The organism is Pantoea sp. B65, from assembly GCF_047308185.1.
Taxonomy (GTDB): domain Bacteria; phylum Pseudomonadota; class Gammaproteobacteria; order Enterobacterales; family Enterobacteriaceae; genus Erwinia.
Genome location: NZ_JAHXPU010000039.1, coordinates 182,530 through 199,189, shown reverse-complemented (window position 1 = coordinate 199,189; position 16,660 = coordinate 182,530). Strand labels below are relative to the sequence as shown.

Here is a 16,660-nt window from a genome sequence, read left to right as displayed (position 1 = left end):
CGACATTGGGAGGGTAAACATGTTTATCGGTTTCGATTACGGGACGGCTAACTGCTCGGTAGCAGTAATGGAAAATGGCTCGCCGCGTCTGTTGCCACTGGAAAATAATTCCCCATGGCTGCCCTCCATGTTATGCGCGCCGACGCGTGAAGCGATTAGCGAATGGCTGTTCCGCCACCATCAGGTCGCCACGCCGGATGCTGAGAACCAGGCACTACTGCGCCGCGCCATCGCTTTTAACCGCGAAGAAGATATTGAGGTCAATGCCAACAGCGTGCAGTTTGGTCTGGCTTCACTGGCACAGTATATGGATGACCCGGAAGAGGTGTGGTTCGTTAAATCACCGAAATCTTTCCTTGGCGCCAGTGGCCTGAAGCCGCAACAACTGGCCCTGTTCGAAGATCTGGTGTGCGCCATGATGTTGCATATCCGCCAAAGCGCGGAAAGTCAGGCGGGCGACAGTATTGAACAGGCGGTGATTGGTCGTCCAATTAACTTTCAGGGGTTAGGCGGCGATGATGCCAACCGCCAGGCGCAGGGGATTCTGGAGCGTGCAGCGCATCGCGCCGGTTTTCGCGACGTGGTATTCCAGTTTGAACCGGTGGCCGCCGGATTAGAGTTCGAGGCAACCCTGCAGCAAGAGACGCGGGTGCTGGTCGTCGATATTGGTGGTGGTACCACCGACTGCAGTATGCTGCTGATGGGGCCGCAATGGCGCGATAAAGCGGAACGCAACGCCAGCTTACTCGGCCATAGCGGCTGTCGGATCGGTGGTAACGATCTCGATATTATGCTGGCATTTAAAGAGCTGATGCCGCATCTCGGCCTTGGCGGCCAGACGATAAAAGGTATCGCGCTGCCGGCGCTGCCGTGGTGGAATGCCGTCGCCATTAATGATGTGCCGGCGCAAAGTGATTTCTATGCTGCCGCCAGCCGTAAGCAGTTGCAGGATTTGATCCGCGATGCCGAACAGCCGGAGGTGGTGAAGCGTCTGCTGAAAGTGTGGCAACAGCGCTTAGGCTACCGTCTGGTGCGCACAGCGGAAGAGTGCAAAATCGCCCTGTCAGACAGTAGCAGCGCCACGGCGTCACTCGCTTTTATCGAGTCGTCGCTGAGCAGCACGGTCAGTGTCGCAGGGTTGCAGGCCGCGATTGTACAGCCATTAGAACGTATTCAGGAGCAGGTGAAACTGGCATTAGCCACCAGCGGCACCCGCCCTGATGTCATCTATCTCACCGGCGGTAGCGCGCGCTCCCCTCTGCTGCGTCAGGCGCTGCAGCAACAATTGCCGGATATTCCGCTGGCCAGCGGCGATGACTTTGGTTCCGTCACCGCCGGTCTGGCGCGCTGGGCGCAGGTGATGTTCTGAGCGAATTAACGGCTGGCTTCGGTCAGCTGGTTAATCTCGGCAATATTCAGCTTCAGGCTGGCCGCTTTCACCAGTTCATCCAGCTGCTGTAGCGAAGTGGCGCTGACAATCGGCGCCGTAATCCCCGGCTGCGCGATTTGCCATGCCAGCGCGACTTGCGTCTGGCTGACGCCACGCCCGTCAGCAATTTGATCCAGCGCGGCCAGGATCTTCAGACCCCGCGGGTTAAGATACTTCTGCACCACGCCATCACCACGCTTACTTTTGCTGGCATCCTGCGGCGTACGGTATTTGCCGCTGAGAAAACCGCTGGCCAGTGAATAGTAGTTAATCACCCCCAGCCCTTGCTCCACCGCCAGTTGCTGCAAACCACTTTCAAACCCCTGACGATCATAGAGGTTATATTCCGGTTGTAGCGTCTCGTAACGCGCCAGATTATGTTCCGCACTCACCTGCAACGCTTGCGCCAGCCGTTCAGCACTGTAATTAGAGGCGCCAATCGCCCGGACTTTCCCCTCTTTCACCAGCGCGTCAAAAGTCGTCAGCGTCTCTGCCAGCGGCGTGTCCTGGTCATCACGATGCGCCTGATAGAGATCGATATAATCGGTTTGCAGACGACGCAGGGAATCCTCCACCGACTGACGAATATATTTCGCCGCCAGTCCACTTTTCCCCGGTCCCATTTCCATGCCAACCTTGGTTGCCAGCACAATCTGCTCACGCTTGCCACTGCGCTTTAACCAGTTGCCGATAATCGTTTCCGACTCCCCCCCCTGATTACCGGCAGCCCAGCGCGAGTAAACATCAGCAGTATCAATAAACCACAGGCCTTTCTCCACCAGCGCATCCAGCAGGGAAAAGGAGGTGGCCTGATCGATGGTCCAGCCAAACACATTGCCACCAAAAGTGAGCGGCGGCACCTGAAGCGGACTACGGCCAAGCTGACGTACGGTTAACTGACTCATACTTTCTCTCCTGAAATTGAATGATTTCCTGCGCGACAATTAGCTTAGCAAACATTTTTCGCCACGCTTTGACCAATTCCGGCGAAAGTTTTTCAGCCAGCGAATAGCGCGACATAACCGAACTATACAGTTATCCTTAATTCCTTCATTTTTTTACCGTACCAGATGACTACACTAGAATTTTTGCGGATTGCCCTGTTTTAATCCGCCGGAAGCTTAGCGATTTCCCCCGGAGAGCCACTCACCATTATGAATGCCAGAAGCCGCCTGACTAAAAAAACGCTCACTGTTGCTGTCGTCGTCGTCATCGCTGCTGCCGGATTCGGCTGGTGGCATCACAGCACCACGCTGACAGCGGAAAACAGCGCGCAGCCCCAGCAGCAGGCACGCGGCAAAGGGGCAAAAGGCGGACGACATTCGCTGCCGCTGGCGCCAGTGCAGGCCAGCAGCGCATCACAGCAAAGTGTGCCGCAATACCTTGCCGGACTGGGTACCGTTAGCGCAGCCAGTACCGTTACTCTGCGCAGCCGGGTGGATGGCGAGCTGATGGCGCTGCATTTTACCGAAGGCCAGCAGGTTAGCGCCGGTCAGCTACTGGCAGAGATTGATGCGCGGCCTTATCAGGTGGCGCTCACCCAGGCACAGGGCCAGTTGGCAAAAGATCAGGCGACGCTGGCGAATGCCCGTCGCGATCTGGCCCGTTATGAAAAACTGGCGAAAACCAGTCTGGTATCGCAGCAGGAGCTGGATACCCAGCGTTCGCTGGTCAGTGAAACCCTTGGCACCATAAAAGCCGATGAAGGCAGCGTCGCCAGCGCACGGCTAAACCTCACCTACAGCCGGATCACCGCGCCGATTTCCGGCCGCGTCGGCCTGAAACAGGTTGATATCGGCAACTACATCACCAGCAGTGATACCAACGGTATTGTGGTGATCACGCAAACCCATCCGATTGATGTGGTATTCAGCCTGCCGGAGAGCAGCATCACGCCAATTCTGCAGGCGCAGAAAAGCGGTCAGTCATTGCTGGTGGAAGCCTGGGATCGCAGTAACACCACTAAACTTACCGAGGGTGCGCTGCTGAGTCTGGATAATCAGATCGATGCCACTACCGGTACCATTAAACTGAAAGCGCGTTTTGCCAATACCGACGATCAATTGTTTCCTAACCAGTTTGTTAATGCCCGTCTGAAGGTGGACACCCTGCATAACGCCATCGTTATCCCCACCGCCGCATTGCAGATGGGTAATGAAGGACACTTTGTCTGGGTGGTCAATAGCGAGAATAAAGTCAGCAAAAAAAGGGTCAGCGTCGGCATACAGGACAGTGAGAAAGTGGTGATTAAGGCGGGACTCAATGCCGGCGAGCGGGTGGTGACCGATGGACTCGATCGTCTGACGGAAGGGGCCAGCGTTGAGGTGGTTGCGCCGCAGAACACCTCGCTCTCCTCCGGTAAAACCGTGCAGCCGGCGAAAGGAGAACGATCCTGATGCAGGTTATGCCTCCCAATGCCAGCGGCGGCCCATCGCGGCAGTTTATTCTGCGGCCGGTGGCCACCACCCTGCTGATGGTGGCTATTCTGCTGGCCGGGCTGCTCGGCTATCACGCGCTGCCGGTTTCCGCACTACCGGAGGTAGACTACCCCACCATCCAGGTAGTGACGCTCTATCCTGGCGCCAGTTCCGACGTGGTCACTTCGGCGATTACCGCCCCGCTGGAGCGCCAGTTTGGCCAGATGTCAGGGCTTAAGCAGATGTCATCGCAGAGTGCCGGCGGCGCATCGGTTGTCACGCTACAGTTTCAGCTGACGCTGGCGCTGGATGTCGCCGAACAGGAAGTCCAGGCGGCGATTAACTCGGCCACCAACCTGCTGCCCGCAGACCTGCCTAATCCACCGGTGTACAGCAAAGTTAATCCGGCGGATCCGCCGATTATGACCTTAGCGGTAACCACCACCAGCATGCCGATGACCCAGGTGCAGGATATGGTGGAAACGCGGGTGGCGCAGAAAATCTCTCAGGTTTCCGGTGTCGGTCTGGTCACGCTCTCCGGCGGTCAGCGTCCTGCCGTGCGGGTGAAGCTGAATGCCCGGGCGCTCGGGGCGCTGGGGGTGAGCAGTGAAACCGTGCGCAGCGCGATCGCCAATGCCAATGTCAACTCGGCGAAGGGGAGCCTTGATGGCCCCGAGCGCTCAATCACCCTGTCAGCCAACGACCAGATGAAATCCGCGGAAGATTATCGCCAGCTCATTATCAGCTATAAAAACGGTGCGGCGGTCAGGCTCGGGGATGTGGCGGAGGTGGAACAGGGAGCGGAAAACAGCTGGCTGGGCGCATGGGCCAACCGTCAGCCGGCGATTGTACTGAATGTGCAACGGCAACCCGGCGCCAATATTATTACCACCGCAGACAGCATTCGTCAGTTGCTGCCAGCGCTGACTGCTTCGCTGCCGAAGTCAGTGAATGTGCAGCTATTGTCGGATCGCACCACTAATATTCGCGCCTCCGTGCATGATGTGCAGCTGGAGATGCTGCTGGCGATGGCGCTGGTGGTAATGATTATTTATCTGTTTCTGCGCAATGTGCCGGCCACCATTATTCCGGCGGTCGCGGTACCGCTATCGCTGGTCGGCACCTTTGCGGTGATTTACATGCTCGGCTTTTCGGTGAATAACCTGACGCTGATGGCGCTGACTATCGCCACCGGCTTTGTGGTCGATGATGCGATTGTGGTGATTGAAAATATCTCCCGTTATATCGAGAAAGGCGAAAAGCCGCTGGCCGCCGCGCTGAAAGGTGCCGGTGAGATTGGCTTTACCATTATATCTCTGACCTTCTCGCTGATCGCCGTGCTGATCCCGCTGCTGTTTATGGGCGATATCGTCGGACGACTGTTCCGCGAGTTTGCCGTCACCCTGGCAGTGGCGATTTTGATTTCGGCGCTGGTCTCTCTCACCCTGACGCCAATGATGTGCGCACGTATGCTGAGCGCCGAATCATTGCGCAAACAGAATCGTTTTTCCCGCGCCAGCGAAGCAATGTTTGCGCGGATTATTGCCGGCTATGGCCGACTGCTGCAACGGGTACTGCATCACCCGTGGCTGACGCTCAGCGTGGCGATCGGCACCCTGTTAGTCACGCTATTGCTGTGGATCACCATCCCGAAAGGGTTCTTCCCGCTACAGGATAACGGCATTATCCAGGGCACGCTGCAGGCGCCGCAATCGGTCTCCTACGCCAGTATGGCGCAGCGTCAGCAGAGCGTCGCCGCGATAATTATGCAAGATCCGGCGGTGGAGAGTCTGACGTCATTTATTGGCGTTGACGGGACGAATCCGGCACTGAATAGCGGCCGGTTGCAGATCAACCTGAAACCGCTGGCGGAACGTCATGAGCGCATTCCGGCGATAATTGCCCGGCTGCAAAATAACGTCGCCCGGCTGCCGGGCATCGAACTCTATCTGCAGCCGGTACAGGATCTGACGATTGATACGCAGGTGAGTCGTACGCAGTATCAGTTCACCTTGCAGGCCGGTTCCCCTGACGCCCTGAGCGAGTGGGTGCCGGTCCTGCTGGAACGTCTGCATCAATTGCCGCAGCTGAAAGATGTCAGCAGCGACTGGCAGGATCAGGGGCTGGAAGCCTGGGTTAATGTCGATCGCGACAGCGCCAGTCGGCTGGGTATTTCGATGGCTGACATCGATAACGCGCTGTATAACGCCTTTGGTCAGCGGCTGGTCTCCACCATTTACACTCAGGCCAGCCAGTATCGGGTGGTGCTGGAGCAGGATAATCAAAGTACACCGGGCCTGGCGGCGCTCGACAGCATCCGCCTTACCAGTAGCGATGGCGGCAGCGTACCATTGAGCGCTATTGCACGCATTGAGCAGCGCCACGGCGCACTGACCATCAACCACCTTGATCAGTTTCCGTCCACCACCTTCTCGTTTAATGTCAGCGAGGGCTATGCGCTGGGTGAAGCGGTGGCGGCGATTACCCAGGCCGAACAGCAGCTGGAACTGCCGTCAGAGATTATCACCCAGTTCCAGGGCAGCACGCTGGCATTCCAGGCCGCGCTGGGCAGCACCGTCTGGCTGATTGTCGCGGCAGTGGTGGCGATGTATATCGTGCTGGGGGTGCTGTATGAGAGCTTTATTCATCCGGTAACCATTCTCTCCACCCTCCCCTCCGCCGGGGTGGGCGCACTGCTGGCGCTAATGCTGAGCGGCAACGAACTGGATGTGATTGCGATTATCGGCATTATTCTGCTGATCGGCATTGTGAAGAAAAACGCCATTATGATGATCGACTTCGCCCTCGCCGCCGAACGTGAACAGGGTATGGCGCCTTACGAGGCCATTTACCAGGCCTGCCTGCTGCGCTTTCGTCCGATTCTGATGACCACGCTGGCCGCCCTGCTGGGTGCGCTGCCGCTGATGCTGAGCAGCGGCGTCGGTGCTGAGTTGCGTCATCCGCTGGGGGTGGCAATGGTCGGCGGTCTGCTGGTCAGCCAGGTGCTGACGCTGTTTACCACCCCGGTGATCTACCTGCTGTTTGATCGTCTGGCGCATGCCACGCGCCGCCGCCTGCGCCGTGCGGAGAAAGCGTCGTGAAGTTCTTTGCGCTATTTATCCACCGGCCGGTGGCCACCACCCTGCTGACGCTGGCGATTGCGCTGGCGGGCGCGCTCGGCTTCCGGCTGCTGCCGGTGGCGCCGCTGCCGCAGGTGGATTATCCGGTGATTATGATTAGCGCTTCGCTACCAGGCGCTTCACCGGAAACCATGGCGTCATCAGTGGCTACGCCGCTGGAACGCTCACTGGGGCGTATCGCCGGGGTCAGCGAAATGACCTCAACCAGTTCGCTGGGAAGTACACGCATTATTATGGTGTTTGATTACGATCGTGATATCAACGGCGCGGCGCGTGATGTTCAGGCGGCGATTAACGCCGCCCAGGCGCTGCTGCCGAGCGGCATGCCGGCCCGCCCCACGTATCGTAAAGCCAACCCTTCCGATGCGCCGATTATCATTGTCACGCTGACATCTGACACGCTGTCGCCGGGACAGCTGTATGACTATGCCTCTACCCAGCTGGCGCAAAAACTGGCGCAGATTGATGGCGTCGGCGACGTGTCGGTCGGCGGCAGTTCGTTACCGGCGGTACGTGTGGCGTTAAATCCGCAGGCGCTGTTTAATCAGGGGGTATCCCTTGACGCCGTGCGCAGCGCTATTGCCGACGCCAATCTGCGTAAACCGCAGGGGGCAATTGAAGATCAGCAACAGCGCTGGCAGATAAAAACTAACGACGAGCTGAAAACCGCCGCCGCATACCAGCCGCTGGTGGTGCATTACCATAATGGCGCGGCGGTACGCTTACAGGATGTCGCCAGCGTCGAAGATTCAGTACAGGACGTGCGCAATGCCGGGATGTCCAATGCCCGCCCGGCAATCCTGCTGTTGGTACGCAAATCCTCTGAAGCCAATATTATTGAAACCGTCGATCGTATCCGCGCCCGGCTACCGGAACTGCGTGAGATGATGCCCGCCTCTATACAGCTGGATATCGCTCAGGATCGCTCCCCCACCATCCGCGCGTCACTGGCAGAAGTGGAGCAGTCGCTGATGATCGCCGTCGCGCTGGTGATTTTGGTGGTATTCCTGTTCCTCGGCTCGGCACGCGCCACGCTGATCCCGGCGGTAGCGGTGCCGGTATCGCTGATTGGTACTTTTGCCGCTATGTATCTGTGCGGCTTTAGTCTGAATAATCTGTCACTGATGGCGCTCACCATTGCCACCGGCTTTGTGGTGGATGACGCCATCGTGGTGCTGGAAAATATTTCACGTCATATAGAAGCCGGAATGAAACCGCTGCAGGCCTCGCTACAGGGGGTCCGTGAAGTTGGCTTTACCGTGTTATCGATGAGTGTCTCGCTGGTGGCGGTGTTTATTCCGCTGCTGCTGATGGGCGGTATGCCAGGCCGGTTGTTCCAGGAGTTTTCTGTCACCCTGTCGGTAGCGATTATTATCTCGCTGGTCATCTCCATTACGCTGACGCCGATGATGTGCGCCTATCTGCTCAAAGGTCAGCCGGCGCGCAGCCAGCCACGCATCCACGGCTTTAATAAGCTGCTGCTCAGCGTACAACAAGGCTATGGCCGCTCGCTGGAGCGGGTGCTTGACCATGCGCACTGGATATTACTGTTACTGCTGGCCACTGTCGGCCTGACCATCTGGTTATATATTACCATCCCCAAAGCGCTGCTTCCGGAGCAGGATACCGGCCGACTGATGGGCTCGATCTCTGCCGATCAGAGCATCTCTTTCCAGGCGATGCGCGGCAAACTGGAAGATTTTATGAAAATCATCCGTGAGGATCCGGCGGTATCCAATGTCAGCGGCTTTACCGGCGGCTCGCGCACTAACAGCGGTTCGATGTTTATTACCCTGAAGCCGATTGCCGAACGTAAAGAGAGTGCGCAACAGGTGATGGCGCGCCTGCGCGTGAAGCTGGCGAAAGAACCGGGAGCCAGTCTGTTTTTGATGGCCGCCCAGGATATCCGCACCGGTGGACGCGAAGCGAACGCCGAATACCAGTATTCGCTGTTGTCAGACAATCTTGCTGATTTACGCCAGTGGGAACCGAAAATTCGTCAGGCATTTGCCGCCCTGCCGCAACTCGCTGATGTCAACTCCGACCAGCAGGACAAAGGTGCGGAGATGGCACTGACCTACGATCGCGCAACTATGTACCGTCTGGGGATCAGCGTCGCTGAAGTCAATGGCCTGCTGAACAACGCTTTTGGCCAGCGTCAGATCTCCACCATCTATCAGCCGTTGAATCAGTACAAAGTGGTGATGGAAGTCGATAAGCGCTACACCCAGGATATCAGTGCGCTGGACAAGATGTTTGTAATTAACAGCGACGGCAAACCGGTGCCGCTGTCGTTCTTCGCCAAATGGCAGCCGACTAATGCCCCGCTGTCGGTGAACCATCAGGGTCTGTCGGCGGCCTCGACCCTCTCCTTTAACCTGCCGGAAGGCGTGTCGCTATCGGAAGCCTCGGCCGCCATTGAACGCGCCATGACGCAACTTGGCGTACCTGCCAGCGTACGCGGCGCGTTTGCCGGTACCGCACAGACTTTCCAGCAGACGCAAAATAGCCAGCTGCTGCTGATCCTCGCCGCCATTGCCACCGTCTATATCGTGCTGGGGATTCTGTATGAAAGCTATATCCATCCGCTCACTATTCTCTCTACGCTGCCCTCGGCCAGCGTGGGCGCGTTGCTGGCGCTGGAACTGTTTGACACACCCTTTAGCCTGATTGCGTTAATTGGCGTTATGTTACTGATTGGTATTGTAAAAAAGAACGCCATTATGATGGTGGACTTCGCGCTGGATGCCCAGCGCAATAGCAATCTGACGGCGCGTGAGGCTATCTGGCAGGCTTGTCTGTTGCGTTTCCGGCCAATACTGATGACCACACTGGCCGCGTTACTGGGCGCCTTACCGTTGGTACTGAGCAGCGGCGATGGTGCCGAGTTGCGTCAGCCGCTGGGGATCACCATTGTTGGCGGTCTGGTGATGAGTCAGTTGCTGACGCTGTACACCACCCCGGTGGTGTATCTGTTTATGGATAAGTTGCGGCGCAGAAAAGCTTATCGCTCACTGGCGGTTTAAAACCTGCTAAATACGCTGGCTATACACATCTTTGTGGGTAAAAGTTAAACAATATCTATTTCACCGGAGAAACTCTATGTCACGAGGTAGCGTGTTTACCAGTAACCGTACACAAAACGTCCGTATCCCGGCCAATGTCAGATTCCCGGACTCGGTGAAATCCGTGATTGTGCGCGTGTCAGGAAAAGAGCGAATTCTCACCCCTGCAAAGAGCGGTTGGGACAGCTTTTTTCATGCCGCAGATAGCGTATCGGATGACTTTATGCCGGAGAGAGCCAGCCAGCAGCAAGTGATCTGCATATTGCCGGGCATGCCAGAAGCGCGGGATTAACCTTGGTCACTAATAATTTAAAAGAGTTTGAGCGGGTTAACGGCCTGGTGTGCGAAAACTGGCTTTAACCCCTCAGGATACCTTTATCAATGAGTAATAGTCCCGCGACGGTACGCTGGCAGTTATGGATCGTCGCTTTTGGCTTTTTTATGCAGACGCTGGATACCACCATCGTCAACACCGCCCTGCCGTCAATGGCACGTGATCTCGGCGTCAGCCCGCTCAGTATGCACTCGGTTATCGTCTCCTATGTGCTGACCGTCGCCGTTACCCTGCCGGTCAGCGGCTGGCTGGCCGACCGCTTCGGGGTACGCAATATCCTGTTTGTCGCCATCCTGCTATTTAGCCTCGGTTCAGTGCTCTGCGCCCTGTCCGGCACGCTGGATCAACTGGTGATATCACGGGTGGTGCAGGGAATTGGCGGGGCGATGATGGTGCCGGTGGGTCGTCTGACGGTAATGAAAATCGTGCCGCGCGATCAGTATATGGCGGCGATGACCTTTGTCACCCTGCCCGGCCAGATCGGCCCGCTGATCGGTCCGGCGCTTGGCGGCGTGCTGGTGGAATATGCCAGCTGGCACTGGATCTTCCTGATCAATATTCCGGTGGGTATTATCGGCGCCATCGCGACTCTGGCACTGATGCCCAACTATGTGCTGCCGGCAAGGCGCTTTGATTTCGCTGGTTTTTTGTTGCTGGCGGCCGGGATGGCCACCCTGACGCTGGCGCTGGACGGCCCTCGAGGCTCCGGCGTTTCACCGCTGCTGTTGGGGATGTTTATCCTGTCGGGCATGTTCTCGCTGCTGTTCTACCTGCTGCACGCCCGTGGCAATGATAATGCACTGTTCAGCCTGAAACTGTTTGCTAACCGCATCTACGCCATCGGCCTGCTGGGTAGCCTGACCGGGCGTATCGGCAGCGCCATGTTGCCGTTTATGACGCCGTTATTTCTGCAAATCGGCATGGGGTACAGCCCGTTTCATGCCGGTCTGATGATGATGCCGATGGTGCTGGGTAATATGGGGATGAAACGCATCGTGGTGCAGATCGTCAATCGCTTCGGTTATCGCTATGTGCTGACGGGGGCAACGCTGGCGCTGGCGCTGGTGGTCCTGCTGTTCCCGCTAGTGGCGCTGATCGGCTGGTTCTGGCTGTTGCCGCTGGTGTTGTTTTTACAGGGGATGGTCAACGCCATACGCTTCTCGGCAATGAATACCCTGACCCTAAAAGAGTTGCCGGATGAACTGGCCTCCAGCGGCAATAGCCTGATGTCGATGGTGCAACAGCTGTCGATGAGTATTGGCGTGACGATCGCCGGGCTGTTGCTGGGTACTTTTGGTCATCATGCGATTGCTGGCAGCAGTGTGGCGCGCCAGACCTTTATTTATACCTATTTGTGTATGGCGCTGGTGATCCTGTTACCGGCGCTGGTGTTCTGGCGGGTGCCTGAAGATATCAGCAAGAACGTCACGCTCACGCGCAGGGGAGATAAACAGCCATGAGAAAAATGCGTATCGGCATCAGCGCCAAATTGTTCCTCGCCATTTTTTCCACCTGCATGCTGGTGTTGATTATTATGCACTGGGGCGTGCGTCTGAGTTTTGAACACGGTTTTATCGATTATATTAAACGCGGCAATGAGCAGCGTCTGACACTGCTGAGTGACGCGCTGGCCGATCAGTATGAACAGCACGGTGACTGGGATTTTCTGCGCAACAATAACAAACTGGTATTTACCATCCTGCGTTCGCTGGAGCAAAATCCGGATGTCAGCAAACCACTGCCGCCGCACGGCTGGCGTACCCAGTTCTGGATTATCGACCAGCAATATAATGTGCTGTCCGGGCCGCGAGCGCCGGTGCCACAGGATGGCAAACGCTGGAATATCACCACCAGCAATAATAAAGTGGTTGGCTGGGTGATTGGCTCGCCGCCCGAGCGCTTAACCAGCAGCGCCGATATTAACTTTGATCGCCAGCAGCGGCGCACCAGCTGGCTGATTGTCGGCCTGTCGACGCTACTGGCGGCGGCAGTGACCTGGCTGATGTCGCGCGGGTTGCTGGCGCCGGTGAAACGGCTGGTGGAAGGCACTCATCATCTGGCGGCCGGTGATTTCGCCACCCGCGTTGAAGTGGGCAGCCGCGATGAGCTCGGGCGTCTGGCGCAGGACTTTAACCGCCTTGCCAGTTCACTGGAGAAAAATGAGAGTATGCGTCGGGCGTTTATGGCCGATATTTCCCATGAACTGCGCACCCCGCTGGCGATTCTGCGCGGCGAGCTGGAAGCGATGCAGGATGGTGTGCGGAAGCTGACGCCTGACGCCATCGCCTCATTACAGGCTGAGGTGGTCACTCTGACCAAACTGGTCAATGATTTACATCAGCTATCGCTGTCGGATGAAGGCGCACTGGCCTATCGCAAAGCCAGTACCGATGTGGTTTCTCTGCTGGAGGTGGTCGCCGGTAGCTTCCGCGCACGCTTTGCCAGCCGTCAGCTATCCTTAACCCTGTCGCTGCCACAGCAGGCCGCATTTTTTGGCGATGCCGACCGGCTAATGCAGCTGTTCAGTAATCTGCTGGAGAACAGCCTGCGTTATACCGATGCCGGAGGCGGACTGAAGATCTCCCTGCAACAACAGCCGGGTAAGATGTTGCTGCATTTTGATGATTCCGCGCCCGGCGTCAGTGATGAACAGCGGCAGCAGATTTTTGAACGTTTTTTCCGTACCGAAGGCTCACGTAATCGTGCCAGCGGCGGTTCCGGACTGGGACTGGCAATCTGTAAAAACATTGTTGAAGCGCATGGTGGTACACTCAGTGCAGACCACTCTGATTTGGGCGGCTTGCGCATTACGGTAGCATTACCGCTCGACACCAACTGAATAAGACAACATGACCGAATATCACGAACCGATGATTCTGATAGTGGAAGATGAGCCGAAACTGGCCCAGCTATTAATCGATTATCTGCAGGCATCGAACTACCGCACGCATCATATCGCCCATGGCGATCAGGTACTGAGCTATGTGCAGCAGACGCCTCCCGATCTGATTCTGCTCGATCTGATGCTACCCGGAACCGACGGTTTAACCCTGTGTCGTGAGATTCGTCGCTTCTCCGATCTGCCGGTGATGATGGTGACGGCGAAAACCGAAGAGATTGATCGCCTGCTCGGGCTGGAGATAGGCGCCGACGACTATATCTGTAAACCGTTTAGTCCGCGCGAAGTGGTGGCAAGGGTGAAAACCATTCTGCGCCGGGTAAAAAGCTCGCCGGAAGAGCAACACAAAGCCTCACTGCTGGTAGTGGATGAGGGACGTTTTCAGGCCAGCTGGAACCATCGTTCGCTCGACCTGACGCCGGCAGAGTTTCGCCTGCTGAAAACCCTGGCGCAGGAGCCGGGCAAAGTTTTCTCCCGTGAGCAGTTGCTGAATCATCTGTATGACGACTACCGCGTGGTCACCGACCGCACCATTGACAGCCATATCAAAAATCTGCGACGTAAACTGGAAGCGCTCGACAGCGAGCAGCCGTTTATCCGGGCGGTATACGGCATGGGTTACCGCTGGGAAGCCGATATCTGTCGCCTGGTTTGATCCAGCGCAATTTACATTACCGTCACGACCCCCTACAATCCCCGCACATTTTGTATGGCCAGCCGGACGCTTCGCGCCCGGCTGGCTGACGGCTGCTTGCCGTTCTGACCTGACATCAGACTGAGAAAAATATGTTTAAACCGGAACTCCTCTCTCCGGCCGGTACGCTGAAAAATATGCGTTATGCATTTGCCTATGGCGCAGATGCAGTATATGCCGGTCAGCCGCGTTACAGCCTGCGGGTTCGTAATAACGAATTCAATCACGAGAATCTCGCCAAAGGGATTAATGAAGCGCATGCGCTGGGCAAAAAGTTTTATGTGGTGGTGAATATCGCGCCGCATAACGCCAAGCTGAAAACCTTTATCCGCGATCTGAAACCGGTGATTGAGATGGCGCCTGATGCGCTGATTATGTCCGATCCCGGCCTGATTATGATGGTGCGCGAAGCCTTTCCCCAAATGGCGATCCATCTGTCGGTGCAGGCGAATGCGGTCAACTGGGCAACGGTGAAGTTCTGGCAGCAGATGGGCCTGACGCGCGTGATCCTGTCGCGTGAGCTGTCGCTGGAAGAGATCGAGGAGATTCGTCAGCAGGTGCCGGAAATGGAGCTGGAGATCTTTGTGCATGGCGCCCTGTGCATGGCGTACTCCGGTCGTTGCCTGCTATCCGGTTATCTGAATAAGCGCGATCCTAACCAGGGCACCTGCACCAATGCCTGCCGCTGGGAGTATAAGCTGCAGGAAGGCAAAGAGGATGAGGTCGGCAATATTGTCCATCAGTATCAGCCAATCCCGGTGAAAAACGTTGAACCCACCCTTGGCGCCGGCCAGCCGACCGATAAAGTGTTTATGATCGAAGAGGCGCAACGCCCTGGCGAATATATGACCGCGTTTGAAGATGAACACGGTACTTATATTATGAACTCTAAAGATCTGCGCGCTGTCGCCCACGTTGACCGCCTGACAAAAATGGGCGTGCACTCGCTTAAAATTGAGGGGCGCACCAAGTCGTTTTACTACTGCGCGCGTACCGCTCAGGTATACCGTCGTGCCATTGACGATGCCGCCGCCGGCAAGCCGTTTGACGCAACGCTGCTGGAAACTCTGGAATGCTTAGCCCATCGTGGTTACACCGAGGGCTTTCTGCGGCGCCACACTCACGAAAGCTATCAAAGCTATGAAAGCGGTCATTCGATTTCGGAGCTGCAGCAGTTTGTCGGCGAATTTACCGGCGAACGTCGTGGCGGACTGGCGCAGGTGGATGTGAAGAACAAATTTCTGGTCGGCGACAGCCTGGAGATGATGACGCCAGTGGGTAATATCACTTTTCAGCTGCGCGCAATGGAAAATAATAAAGCGCAGGCAGTAGAGGTTGCGCCAGGCAATGGTCACTTTGTCTGGCTGCCGATCCCGGAAGAGATCGATCTCAGCTACGCGCTGTTGATGCGTAATCTGGCGGCCAGCTAAGCGGTCAGGGCCAGTCGCCACTGGCCCGCTACCCGCAAGAAAATTGCGCCAGGTTAAATTAACCCGTTGTTACAGATATTAGAATTCGATCACATTACGCTGCGCCTTTCCCGGCTACTATCTCGCTTGCTGAAAACGAGCAATAAAAAATAGCAAGGTTTTACAGGAACCACCTCATTCGCCCGCCCGGCTCCCCCGTGCGGGTTTTTCTTTTTTTAGCTTCCCGCCACTCTCACTCCCACCGGTAAACCTTTTCGCTACGATGTGCTATACAGTTTGCTAGCAATATTGATTTTTCCGGTCATTACGGCCAGCGCAACAGAAGGGATAACAATGGAAAAGCAGACACTTACGCTGGTGATCTTAAATGGTAAAGGCGCGGGTAACGAACAGCTGCGCAGTGCGATTAATACGCTTCGGGATGAAGGACACGACATTGCGGTGCGTGTAACCTGGGAGCACGGTGATGGCGCGCGTTACGTGCATGAAGCGGTGCAACTGCAGGCAGAGACCGTCGTTGCCGGTGGCGGAGATGGCACGATTAACGAAATTGCGACCGCGCTGGTGCAGCTGGAGGGCGTCAGTGCGCCGATCCTCGGCATTCTGCCGCTGGGTACCGCCAATGATTTCGCCACCAGCGCCGGCGTGCCTGAAGATATGGAACAGGCGCTGCGGCTGGCGATTCTGGGTAAAGCGACCCGTATCGATCTGGCCTGCGTTAATCAGCAACGCTACTTTATAAATATGGCCACCGGTGGATTTGGCACCCGTATCACCACCGAAACCCCGGAAAAACTGAAATCCGCCCTCGGCGGCGTCTCCTATTTTATTCACGGGCTGATGCGGATGGACCAGCTGAAAGCAGACAGCTGCGAGATTAGCGGCGCAGATTTTAACTGGCAAGGGGATGCGTTGGTGATCGGCATCGGCAATGGCCGTCAGGCGGGGGGCGGGCAACGTCTCTGCCCGGGCGCACTGATTAATGACGGCGCGCTGGAGTTAAGTATTGTCACTTCACAAGAGATCTTACCCACCCTGCTGCATAGCCTGACCCGTGATGACGATAATCCGAATATTATTTCCGCTTCGCTGCCGTGGCTGACCATTCGCGCGCCGAATGAGATGACCTTTAATCTCGACGGTGAACCGCTTAGCGGCAGCGAATTCCGCATTGAAGTGTTACCGCAGGCACTCCAATGCCGTTTACCGCCGTCCTGTGAGTTGCTGGCATAAGATCGCGACCTGCCCCGGT

General features: G+C 56.6%; 11 protein-coding genes and 1 pseudogene. 11 read left to right on the top strand and 1 reads right to left on the bottom strand.

The features are described from left to right. The first annotated feature begins 19 nt into the window (after window positions 1–19). A complete protein-coding gene (yegD, locus tag JWF83_RS19205; protein WP_413652010.1) occupies window positions 20–1,369 on the top strand; it encodes a molecular chaperone in 1,350 nt (449 codons plus the stop codon). Window positions 1,370–1,374: 5 nt separating this feature from the next. On the opposite strand, the gene JWF83_RS19200 is transcribed toward yegD, so the two are convergent. After that, window positions 1,375–2,334 (bottom strand): aldo/keto reductase, encoded by a 960-nt coding sequence (locus tag JWF83_RS19200; protein WP_413652009.1) that lies wholly within the window; start codon window positions 2,332–2,334, stop codon window positions 1,375–1,377. A gap of 249 nt (window positions 2,335–2,583) precedes the next feature. Here JWF83_RS19200 and JWF83_RS19195 point away from each other — a divergent pair, with 249 nt between their 5' ends. From JWF83_RS19195 to yegS, 10 genes and pseudogenes are all read left to right on the top strand, one after another. Beyond that, window positions 2,584–3,825 carry an MdtA/MuxA family multidrug efflux RND transporter periplasmic adaptor subunit gene (locus JWF83_RS19195; protein ID WP_413652008.1) on the top strand — a complete coding sequence of 414 codons (1,242 nt, stop codon included), beginning with the start codon at window positions 2,584–2,586 and terminating at the stop codon, window positions 3,823–3,825. Then, window positions 3,825–6,947, top strand: coding sequence for an MdtB/MuxB family multidrug efflux RND transporter permease subunit (locus tag JWF83_RS19190; protein WP_413652007.1), 3,123 nt, complete (start codon window positions 3,825–3,827; stop codon window positions 6,945–6,947). The genes JWF83_RS19195 and JWF83_RS19190 overlap by 1 nt, the downstream gene beginning before the upstream one ends. Continuing rightward, the gene (gene mdtC, locus JWF83_RS19185; RefSeq protein WP_413652006.1) at window positions 6,944–10,012 is read left to right on the top strand and encodes a multidrug efflux RND transporter permease subunit MdtC; all 3,069 of its coding nucleotides are present in this window, start codon (window positions 6,944–6,946) and stop codon (window positions 10,010–10,012) included. Before JWF83_RS19190 ends, mdtC begins: the two co-directional genes overlap by 4 nt. A 76-nt stretch (window positions 10,013–10,088) precedes the next feature. Further along, complete coding sequence (vapB, locus tag JWF83_RS19180) at window positions 10,089–10,343, top strand: type II toxin-antitoxin system VapB family antitoxin (protein ID WP_413652005.1); 255 nt, start codon at window positions 10,089–10,091, stop codon at window positions 10,341–10,343. Then, a pseudogene (locus tag JWF83_RS19175) lies at window positions 10,301–10,411 on the top strand (VapC toxin family PIN domain ribonuclease); the annotation flags it as partial. The gene vapB and the pseudogene JWF83_RS19175, both read left to right, overlap by 43 nt. Window positions 10,412–10,432: 21 nt before the next feature. Then, window positions 10,433–11,845 carry a multidrug transporter subunit MdtD gene (gene mdtD, locus JWF83_RS19170; protein ID WP_413652004.1) on the top strand — a complete coding sequence of 471 codons (1,413 nt, stop codon included), beginning with the start codon at window positions 10,433–10,435 and terminating at the stop codon, window positions 11,843–11,845. Beyond that, window positions 11,842–13,224 (top strand): two-component system sensor histidine kinase BaeS, encoded by a 1,383-nt coding sequence (gene baeS / locus JWF83_RS19165; protein WP_413652003.1) that lies wholly within the window; start codon window positions 11,842–11,844, stop codon window positions 13,222–13,224. Before mdtD ends, baeS begins: the two co-directional genes overlap by 4 nt. Before the next feature lie 10 nt (window positions 13,225–13,234). Further along, window positions 13,235–13,939, top strand: coding sequence for a two-component system response regulator BaeR (gene baeR / locus JWF83_RS19160; protein ID WP_413652002.1), 705 nt, complete (start codon window positions 13,235–13,237; stop codon window positions 13,937–13,939). A gap of 131 nt (window positions 13,940–14,070) precedes the next feature. Then, window positions 14,071–15,408 carry a tRNA 5-hydroxyuridine modification protein YegQ gene (gene yegQ, locus JWF83_RS19155; RefSeq protein WP_413652001.1) on the top strand — a complete coding sequence of 446 codons (1,338 nt, stop codon included), beginning with the start codon at window positions 14,071–14,073 and terminating at the stop codon, window positions 15,406–15,408. A 333-nt stretch (window positions 15,409–15,741) separates the two neighbouring features. Then, a complete protein-coding gene (yegS, locus tag JWF83_RS19150; protein ID WP_413652000.1) occupies window positions 15,742–16,641 on the top strand; it encodes a lipid kinase YegS in 900 nt (299 codons plus the stop codon). Window positions 16,642–16,660: the final 19 nt, after the last annotated feature.